The 9,732-nt window shown below is 36.7% G+C and carries 10 protein-coding genes and 1 pseudogene; 7 read left to right on the forward strand and 4 right to left on the reverse strand.

The window, feature by feature from the left end:
* Window positions 1-51 precede the first annotated feature (51 nt).
* Window positions 52-648 (forward strand): DUF2911 domain-containing protein, encoded by a 597-nt coding sequence (locus AP75_RS12280; protein WP_088264874.1) that lies wholly within the window; start codon window positions 52-54, stop codon window positions 646-648.
* An 11-nt stretch (window positions 649-659) separates the two neighbouring features.
* On the opposite strand, the gene AP75_RS12285 is transcribed toward AP75_RS12280, so the two are convergent.
* Both AP75_RS12285 and AP75_RS12290 read right to left on the reverse strand, forming a co-directional pair.
* Entirely contained in the window at window positions 660-968 is a 309-nt protein-coding gene (locus AP75_RS12285; protein WP_088264875.1) for a type II toxin-antitoxin system RelE/ParE family toxin, read from the reverse strand.
* Window positions 958-1,197 carry a hypothetical protein gene (locus AP75_RS12290; RefSeq protein WP_088264876.1) on the reverse strand — a complete coding sequence of 80 codons (240 nt, stop codon included), beginning with the start codon at window positions 1,195-1,197 and terminating at the stop codon, window positions 958-960. The genes AP75_RS12285 and AP75_RS12290 overlap by 11 nt, the downstream gene beginning before the upstream one ends.
* A gap of 123 nt (window positions 1,198-1,320) precedes the next feature.
* Between AP75_RS12290 and AP75_RS14860 the strand changes: the two genes are divergently transcribed.
* Complete coding sequence (locus AP75_RS14860; RefSeq protein WP_088264877.1) at window positions 1,321-2,364, forward strand: bifunctional transcriptional activator/DNA repair enzyme AdaA; 1,044 nt, start codon at window positions 1,321-1,323, stop codon at window positions 2,362-2,364.
* 58 nt (window positions 2,365-2,422) lie between these two features.
* Window positions 2,423-2,947 carry a GNAT family N-acetyltransferase gene (locus AP75_RS12300; RefSeq protein WP_088264878.1) on the forward strand — a complete coding sequence of 175 codons (525 nt, stop codon included), beginning with the start codon at window positions 2,423-2,425 and terminating at the stop codon, window positions 2,945-2,947.
* A 1-nt stretch (window position 2,948) separates the two neighbouring features.
* Here the strand turns inward: AP75_RS12300 and AP75_RS14490 are convergent, their stop codons facing one another.
* A complete protein-coding gene (locus AP75_RS14490) occupies window positions 2,949-3,110 on the reverse strand; it encodes a hypothetical protein (RefSeq protein ID WP_169711629.1) in 162 nt (53 codons plus the stop codon).
* 192 nt (window positions 3,111-3,302) lie between these two features.
* Between AP75_RS14490 and amaB the strand changes: the two genes are divergently transcribed.
* The 4 genes from amaB to AP75_RS12320 all read left to right on the forward strand — a co-directional run bounded on the left by amaB (window position 3,303) and on the right by AP75_RS12320 (window position 9,409).
* Window positions 3,303-4,853 (forward strand): L-piperidine-6-carboxylate dehydrogenase, encoded by a 1,551-nt coding sequence (gene amaB, locus AP75_RS12305; protein WP_088264879.1) that lies wholly within the window; start codon window positions 3,303-3,305, stop codon window positions 4,851-4,853.
* Window positions 4,854-4,934: 81 nt separating this feature from the next.
* On the forward strand, window positions 4,935-6,269 hold the full coding sequence (lat, locus tag AP75_RS12310; RefSeq protein WP_031502898.1) for an L-lysine 6-transaminase: 1,335 nt from the start codon (window positions 4,935-4,937) through the stop codon (window positions 6,267-6,269).
* Between the two features lie 98 nt (window positions 6,270-6,367).
* Complete coding sequence (locus AP75_RS12315) at window positions 6,368-6,631, forward strand: putative signal transducing protein (protein WP_242589827.1); 264 nt, start codon at window positions 6,368-6,370, stop codon at window positions 6,629-6,631.
* A 348-nt stretch (window positions 6,632-6,979) separates the two neighbouring features.
* Window positions 6,980-9,409 carry an alpha-ketoacid dehydrogenase subunit alpha/beta gene (locus tag AP75_RS12320; RefSeq protein ID WP_088264880.1) on the forward strand — a complete coding sequence of 810 codons (2,430 nt, stop codon included), beginning with the start codon at window positions 6,980-6,982 and terminating at the stop codon, window positions 9,407-9,409.
* A gap of 76 nt (window positions 9,410-9,485) precedes the next feature.
* On the opposite strand, the pseudogene AP75_RS12325 reads toward AP75_RS12320, so the two are convergent.
* Window positions 9,486-9,732: pseudogene (locus tag AP75_RS12325) on the reverse strand (IS4 family transposase); the annotation flags it as partial.

A 9,732-nucleotide genomic window follows, 5' to 3' on the forward strand; every position in this document is an offset into this window, starting at 1 on the left:
TTTGGGTTTTTCAAATGCGAATTTTGAATTATCTTTAGCAAAAATAATTTTATGAAAAAACTCCTTATTACAGCCTTGCTCGCCATTTCAGTTTCCGCTTATTCCCAATTTACACTTCCGGCGGCTAGTCCGAGACAGAAAGTTGAGCAACAATTCTCAATGTCGAAAATCACTGTAGATTACGGAAGACCAGGTGTAAAAGGTAGAAAAATCTTTGGAGACCTCGTTCCTTTCGGGAAGGTTTGGCGCGCAGGAGCGAATTCATCAACAAAAATTACCTTTGAACAATCGGTGAATTTTGGTGGAAAAACCGTTTCAGCAGGAACTTACGGATTGTTTGTCATTCCAACTGAAAAAGAATGGAAAGTGATTCTCAATAAAGATTCTCAGCAATGGGGCGCTTACACATTTGACGAAAAACAAAATGTGGTTGATGTAACTGTTCCGGTTCAGAAACTTGCAGAAAAACAAGAGTGGTTCGTTATCGAGCTCAATCCGGTTGATGATAATTCGGTGAATTTGGTGATGAAATGGGATTTTACCAAAGTTGAACTTCCTTTGAAAACGGGTAAGCCAGAAACCGTTGCGAAAATTGTTGAAAAACTAAAAGAAATAAAGCAAATCGAACGAGATGCAGCGAAAAATTAAATTGAAGCGAACTACGGTTCGCTTTTTTTAGGATATTTTTCAGGGTTTTGCGAAGTGTGGAAAAGTCGAGAAATTACAATGGTATTTTTCTCTGCATCAATAAAATAAAAAATGATAAAAGGAAATTTTTTTAAGGGAAATCCACGAAAATCATCAAACCAGATTCGAAAATACGGGTTTTTGGCGATAGAATTTTTAGTGGTTTCAAAGGATTTGAAAAATTGGTAAGCGACTTTTTTATTCGCAAATTCTCTGTAATAAAGATAATGTTCTTCTAAATCAAGTTGAGCCTCAGCTGAAATTACAATCTTAAATTCCATACTTGGATTTCATTTCACTTACAAAATTTTCCACGTCGGTGTGCTCTTCCAAAGGACGGTTTTTTATTTTGTGAAGACTATTTTTTTGTTCTTCTGTCAACTCAAAATCCGTTTTTTTTGAATTTTTGTCTTCTAAAATATCTTCCAAATACGCCAAAACACGATCCAAGATTTCCTGCGGCTCGTTTTCTAGCTTTTTATTAATGATATTTAAAGTTGAAGAATTCATCGCTGATATTTTTATCAAAATTAATTAAAATTTTCTTAGAGAAAATTAATCTTCAAAAATACTTGTCACTTTTTCGGTTGCGCAGTTTATTTTCCGAACCTAAATTTGCTTTAAATTTACAAAATGGAACTTTCTCCCGAAATCATGTATAAGGCTTCGCTCAACAAAAATCCCGATTTTGAAGGCGTTTTTTGGATGGGTGTAAAAACCACCGGAATTTTTTGTCGCCCGATCTGTCGTGCCAGAAAACCAAAACCGGAAAATGTCGAATTTTTTTCTTCTACAAAAGCAGCGATCTTAAAAGGTTACAGACCTTGCAAAATATGCAAACCACTTGAAAATCCAGATGAAACTCCCCAATATATTCAGGAGATTTTAGAAGAATTAAGAGAGAATCCCGCACAGAAATTCAAAGATTACGATTTGGTAAAACGTGGAATTGAGCCGGCAACAATGCGAAGATGGTTTCAGAAAAATCATGGAATGACTTTTCAAGCTTTTCAACGAATGTTCCGATTGAATACCGCTTTTAAAAAATTGCAACAGGGTGATAATATTATAGAAACAGCTTACGACAGTGGATTTGAGAGCTTAAGTGGTTTCAGTGAAAGTTTTAAAAATATCTTTGGAGTTTCACCAAAAAATTCAAAAGAACAGAGAATTATCGACCTGAAAAGAATTGAAACCCCACTTGGAACGATGTACGTTGCTGCGGTGGAAGAGGGAATTTGCATGTTGGAATTCACCGACAGAAAATTGCTCGAAACGGAATTCAAAGATCTAGCAAAATCGCTGAATGCGACCATTGTTATAGGCGAAAATCCGAATTTTAAGCTTTTGGAAAAGGAATTAAAATTGTATTTTGAAGGCAAGCTCAAAGAGTTTTCTATTCCGCTAAGTCCTGTTGGAACGGAATTTCAGAAAAGTGTTTGGAAAATTCTGCAACAAATTCCATATGGTGAAACTTGGAATTACCGGAAACAATCCCAAGCGCTGGGCGACGCGAAAAAAGTTCGTGCAGTAGCGAACGCAAATGGGATGAACAAAATTTCCATTCTAATTCCATGTCATCGGGTAATCGGGAGCAATGGAACTTTGACCGGTTACGGCGGCGGCATTTGGCGAAAACAAAAGTTGCTGGAGCTGGAAAAAGCGATTCTTTTTTAAGGAAATTTAAAATATTTTTATTTAAAATTTAATTTTACTTTTGAAAAAAAAAACGTCCATGAATTTCTCGATCCAACCGATTTTAGAAAACGAAAATTTCAAATTAATTCCATTAAAAGAAAACGATTTCGAAAGATTATTTGAAGTAGCTTCTGATCCTAAAGTGTGGGAGCAACATCCGAATAAAGACCGCTACAAAAGGGAAGTTTTCGAAACTTTCTTTAAAGGTGCCCTCGAAAGTAAAGGCGCTTTTCTGATTATTGATAAGCAATCGAATGAAGTTTTAGGTTCGACGAGATTTTATGATTTTAATGAAGAAAAAAACTCGATTTTAATTGGTTATACTTTTTATGGAACGAAATCTTGGGGAAAAAACATCAATCCGCAGGTGAAAAAACTGATGTTGGATTATATTTTTCAATTTGTAGAATCGGCGATTTTCCATGTCGGAAAAAATAATATTCGTTCGCAAAAAGCAATGGAGAAACTGGGTGCCAAAAAAATTAGCGAAGAAGAAATTGCCTATTACGGCGAATTACCGAAAATTAATGTGATTTACGAAATCCGAAATTCCGATTGGTAAATTATTTACCGGAGCAATCCTGAAACATTTCAGCACCGAAATAAAAAACGAAAAGCCACGCAATTCCTTTTACCGTAAAGAAGATCAAACCACCAATTCCCACTCGCTTGAACCAGGTTTTAAACTTGGAATTATTGTTGTTTTCAGGTTGCTGATTTTCCATTTTCTATACTTTTTTTTCAAAATTACTTAATTATTTTTAATCGAATTGTTCACATGAAAAGAATCATGTGGAATTTATGGATATAGTATCTATTATAAAAACTTATTTATCAGTTTTTAATGCAAATGATTAGAGAAAATTTTCAGATTTGAGCAAAATTCTTATCTTTAAACACAACTCAAATTTAAATTTATGTCCCAAAATAACGATAATTTCGGAATTGAAAAAACACTCAAAAATTTAGGAATTTCAAAAGAAAATAACGGAGTCTCCACCGGTGGAGATTACTTTGCCAACGGAAATTATATAGAAAGTTATTCACCAACCGACGGGCAATTGATCGCAAAAGTGAAAATTGCCAACGCTCAGGATTATCAAAAAGTAGTGGAAACTGCAAAAGCGGCTTTTAAGGAATTTCGAATGATTCCAGCGCCGAAAAGGGGAGAATTAGTTCGCCAATTTGGATTGAAACTTCGGGAATATAAAGATGATTTAGGGAAATTGGTTTCTTATGAAATGGGGAAATCTTTGCAGGAAGGCTTGGGTGAAGTTCAGGAAATGATTGATATCTGCGATTTTGCCGTAGGTTTATCGCGACAGCTTCACGGTTTCACGATGCATTCCGAAAGACCTGGACATCGCATGTACGAGCAATATCATCCGCTAGGAATTGTGGGAATTATTTCCGCGTTCAATTTTCCGGTTGCGGTTTGGTCGTGGAACACAGCATTGTCTTGGATTTGCGGAAATGTTACCATCTGGAAACCTTCTGAAAAAACACCACTTTGCGGAATCGCTTGTCAAAATATCATCAGTGAAGTTTTAAAAGAAAACAACCTTCCAGAAGGAATTTCCTCAATGATTGTGGGCGATCACGAGATTGGAGATCAATTAGTGAAAGATAAAAATGTTGCACTGGTTTCCTTCACCGGATCGACAAAAGTTGGAAGAATCGTCGGGAAAAATGTAGCCGAAAGATTCGGAAAATCGATTTTGGAATTAGGTGGAAATAATGCCATCATCATCACCGAAAATGCAGATTTAGATATGTCGATTATTGGCGCGGTTTTCGGCGCAGTGGGAACTGCAGGGCAAAGATGTACTTCCACAAGACGATTGATTATCCACGAATCGGTTTATGATGAAATGAAAAATCGTTTGGTAAAAGCTTACGGACAATTAAAAATCGGAAATCCTTTAGATGAAAATAACCACGTTGGTCCACTCATTGATCAAGATGCGGTTAATCAATATTTGAATTCCATTGAAAAATGCAAAGCCGAAGGAGGGGAATTTGTGGTAGAAGGCGGCGTTCTCGATGGAGCGCAATACGAATCCGGCTGTTATGTGAAACCATGCATCGCCGAAGTTGAAAACTCTTTTGAAATTGTACAACACGAAACTTTTGCACCGATTCTTTATATTATGAAATATAAAAATCTGGAAGAAGCAATCGAAATGCAGAATGATGTTCCCCAAGGTTTAAGTTCCGCAATTATGACGCAAAACCTTCGCGAAGCTGAACTTTTCCTTTCTCAAGCAGGTTCAGATTGTGGAATTGCCAATGTCAACATTGGAACTTCAGGTGCGGAAATAGGTGGCGCTTTCGGTGGTGAAAAAGAAACCGGCGGCGGAAGAGAATCCGGTTCTGATGCGTGGAAATATTATATGAGACGACAAACCAATACGATTAATTATACCACAAGTCTTCCTTTAGCGCAAGGAATTAAATTTGATTTGTAATTCATTGTAAAATAACATTTTAATAGAAAAAATAATAGTTTCTGTATTTTCAATAGAAATTAAGCACCAAAAAAATATTGTATGAACGACACAATTGCATCTCAACCACAAACGACCAATAAGGTCAAAGAAATTCTCGGAAAACATCTTCTCGCCGATGGATTTGATTTCGTGATGGACATAGAAAAATCCCACGGAAGCTGGATTCACGACCGAAATACCGGCAAAGAATTCCTTGATATGTTCTCCATGTTTGGTTCCGCATCGGTTGGCTACAACCATCCATATTTAGTAGAAAAATCGGCGTGGCTAGGGAAAATGGCCGTCAATAAACCTACTTTGGCCGATGTTTATTCTCAGGAATTTGCTGATTTCATGGAGGTCTTCTCCAGAGTTGCGATTCCCGAAGAATTGCAATATACTTTCTTCATCGAAGGCGGAACGATGGGTGTGGAAAATGCAATGAAAGCTTGCTTCGACTGGAAAACCCGCAAAAATTTCGAAAAAGGCATTGATCATGAAGCTGGAATTTGCATCCATTTCAAACAGGCTTTTCATGGAAGAAGTGGTTATACATTGAGTTTAACGAATACTTCTGATCCACGAAAATATCAATATTTTCCTAAATTCGATTGGCCAAGAATTATCAATCCACACTTGAGTTTCCCTATTACAGAGGAAAACTTACAGGAAACCATTAAAAATGAACAACTGGCTTTGCTCAATATTCAGGAAGCGATTTTGGCAAATCCGAATCAGGTAGCATGCATCATCATCGAACCGATTCAGGCAGAAGGTGGCGACCACCATTTCCGCGATGAATTCTTTGTTGGGTTAAGAAATATTTGTGATGAAAATGAAGTACTTTTAATCTTTGACGAAGTACAAACAGGAATCGGAATTACTGGTAAAATGTGGGCTTTCCAACATTTTACAGCGAAACCTGATATTATTTCTTTTGGTAAAAAAACACAAGTTTGTGGCGTTTTGGCAAATAAAGAAAAGTTTGATGAAATTCCGCAAAATGTGTTCAGAGAAAGCTCCAGAATCAATTCAACTTTCGGGGGCAATTTTATTGATATGTTACGTTTTCAGTTGGTTTTAGAAGTAATTGAACAGGAAAATTTGGTAGAAAATGCCAGACTTGTCGGCGATTATCTTTTGGAAGAACTTCAAAAATTGCAACAACAATTTCCGGATAAAGTTTCGAACGCAAGAGGAAGAGGTTTGATGTGTGCAATTGATTTGCCCAACGGTGCTGCTCGCGACAAAATTAGAGAATTATTGTACGAAGATGGTTTAATCATCCTTGCTTGCGGCGATCAGTCGATTCGTTTTCGTCCACATTTGAATGTTTCAAAAGAAGAAATTCAAATTGCCATCGATAAAATCGCAGTGGCTGTGCAGAAGATTTAAAGAGCTTTTTTCATAAGAATAATTACTTTTTTTTAAATTTAAGAAATGTTAACATTTAGTTTGTTAAAAATTTTGTATTTTTCAGATTCAAAATTGAAATGAATAAGAATATGGAAAGAGAAACAAGAGTAAGTGTATTTGAAAGCGAAAATCCTGTGGAAATACAATTGATCAAATCAAAATTAACTCAGGGCAATATTACAAGTTTTTTGAACGATAAATATATGTCATTTACTACTACTCCTACAGCGAAAACCATCAGATTAATGGTGAATTTGCAAGATGAGCAAAAAGCATTTGAAATCATTGATGCTTATTTGAAAGAAACGGATTTAGACCTTAATATTAATTTTAAAAACTAAGTTCATATTTTAAATTTTACGTTTTACAGAAATCGGAGTCAAGTTTTTTTGGCTCCGATTTTTTTTATCATTTTCCAACTTTTAATTCTTTTTTGCTTTAGAAATTTGTTCCAATAGAGGCACTTTTTTGAATTGAAGATCGGCCCGGTAATCAAAATAGAGCGGGTTTTGGTGAATTTTATTTTCCATTGCAAGCAAGAATTACCGTTTTTTTTGAAATGTTGTACTGAAAATTCCGGCTTATTAATCGGTTCTTTAGCGCATGGATAAAGATTTCTTAAGGTTGGTCATCAACTAATCTGGAAGGTTCTCTCAAATTTATTTATATTTGTGAAAATTCAGATATTTATGGAGGCCACTTATATAGAAACGCAACAGATTTCTTTTCAGGATTTTAAGAAAAATGTTTTAGAAGATTATAAAATCGGAAGAATTTCTCGCGAAATGTCTTATCTCGGAAGAAGAGAAGTTTTAACTGGAAAAGCAAAATTTGGGATTTTCGGAGATGGAAAAGAGTTGCCACAATTGGCGATGGCAAAAGTTTTCAAAAACGGAGATTTTCGTTCGGGATATTACCGGGATCAGACTTTTTCTTTGGTAATTGGCGCAGTTACGGTAGAAAGCTTTTTCGCACAATTATACGCAGATACGAGTGTTGAACGCGAACCTGCTTCAGCGGGCCGACAAATGAATGGTCATTATGCAACACGAAGTTTAAATGAAGATGGAACATGGAAGAATTTAATGCAACAAAAAAATATTTCATCGGATATTTCGCCTACAGCAGGACAAATGCCAAGATTATTGGGACTTGCACAAGCTTCGAATATATACAAATCGGTGAAATTTGAAGGCTCTGAAAAGTTCTCAAACAACGGAAACGAAATTGCTTTTGGAACCATCGGTGATGCATCCACTGCGGAAGGTCATTTCTGGGAAACTTTGAATGCTGCCTGTGCGCTTCAAGTTCCGATGATTGTTTCTATTTGGGATGATGGTTACGGGATTTCCGTACCAACTCAAAATCAAAGAGCAAAAGCGGATATTTCCGAAATGCTTTCAGGTTTTCAAAGAAAAGAAGGCGAAAACCAAGGTTGCGAAATTATTCAGGTAAAAGCATGGGATTATGCAGCGCTTCTGGATGCGTATGCAAAGGCGGAACATTTTGCCAGAACTGAAAGTGTTCCTGTGGTTGTACACGTTGTGGAAGTTACTCAGCCTCAAGGACATTCGACTTCCGGATCGCACGAAAGATATAAAAATGAAGAACGTTTGAAATGGGAATCCGAATTCGATGGGCTGGTTCAGTTTAAAGAATGGATTTTAAATTATTCTATCGAAATTGAAGGAAACGAGCAGCAGTTGGCTACAGCAGAAGATTTAGAAACGATAGATTCGGAAGCAAAAAAATTCGTAAAAGACGGTCAGAAGAAAGCGTGGGAAAATTATCAGACCACCATTCAGAACTTGAAGAATGCTGTTTTTCCATTAATTGAAAATTTAAAAACTCAAAATACTGAAATCGAAAATGAGATTGAGAAATTCAAGAAAATCATTTCGGCTTCAAAGAAAGATATTTTTCATTTGGTAAGAAAAACTTTATTGCTAACCAGAGGAAATAATAGCGTTGAAAGAGCAAATCTCCAGGCGAAATACAATGAAATTTATGCCGTAGAAAAAGATAATTATTCATCTCATCTTTATTCGCAATCTCAGTGGAAAGCAACCAATGTTAAGGAAGTTGCGCCGATTTATTCGGAAAATTCTGAAACCGTAGATGGCAGAGTAGTGGTGAGAAATAATTTCGATAAAATTTTTAGCAAATATCCTGAATCTTTGGTTTTTGGTGAAGATGCCGGAAATATTGGTGACGTGAACCAAGGTTTGGAAGGACTTCAGGAAAAATACGGTGAGGTAAGAATTGCAGATACCGGAATTCGCGAAGCAACCATTTTGGGACAAGGAATCGGGATGGCGATGCGCGGTCTGAGACCGATTGCTGAAATTCAGTATCTTGATTATATTTTGTATTGTTTACAGGGAATGAGCGATGATTTAGCAACGGTTCAGTACCGAACAAAAGGTGGCCAAAAAGCTCCGGTAATCATTAGAACTCGTGGTCACCGTTTGGAAGGAATTTGGCATTCCGGATCGCCAATGGCAGGAATTATCAACCTATCGAAAGGGATTTTGGTTTTGGTTCCAAGAAATTTAACCAAAGCTGCAGGTTTTTATAACACAATGCTTCAAAGCGACGATCCAGCCGTAATTGTGGAGTGTTTAAATGGCTATCGTTTAAAAGAAAAACAACCGGATAATTTAGGAGAATTCACAGTTCCTGTCGGAAAAATTGAAGTAACTAAAGAAGGAAAAGATGTTACCTTGGTGACTTACGGATCTACTTGGAGATTGGTGATGGAAGCAGCAGAAGAGTTGCAGAAAATTGGGATTTCAGCCGAAGTGATTGATGTTCAATCTTTAATTCCTTTCGATTTGGAACATGAAATTGCTGAAAGCGTGAAGAAAACCAACCGATTGGTAGTGATCGATGAAGATGTGGAAGGCGGAACATCAGCATTTATTCTTCAGCAAGTCCTTGAAAAGCAAAAAGCATTCAAGTATTTGGATTCCGAACCCGTAACCATTTCTGCGGAAAACCACCGTCCGCCTTATGCAAGTGATGGCGATTATTTCAGCAAACCAAGTGTGGATGATATTGTAGAAAAAGTATATGGAATGTTCCATGAGAGCAACCCTGCAAAATTTCCTAAAATCTAATTTTACTATTTTCAAATAAACTAAAGCGGGCTTTTAGGTAGTCATGGTCGGAAGAAATTCCGGCCATTTTTTATGACTAAGTTTTGAATACCTTTCCGGGGTCTCCGCCTGCAAAAATGATAAGTATTTCGGTAATCATATCGCGAAGTTCCATGGCAATGCGCCTTTTTGCGGTTTTGTAGCCTAAAGCGTTGGCTTTTTTGTAAATCAGCAAAAGCATTGAGGCAATCATCGTCATGTATACCATCACTTCGATGCCGTTTTTGTTGAGCGAGACCAAATGGCTCAGATTGAGTTCCTGCTTTAGGAATCTGAAGAAAACT

Source organism: Kaistella haifensis DSM 19056 (genome assembly GCF_000735695.2).
Classification (GTDB): domain Bacteria; phylum Bacteroidota; class Bacteroidia; order Flavobacteriales; family Weeksellaceae; genus Kaistella; species Kaistella haifensis.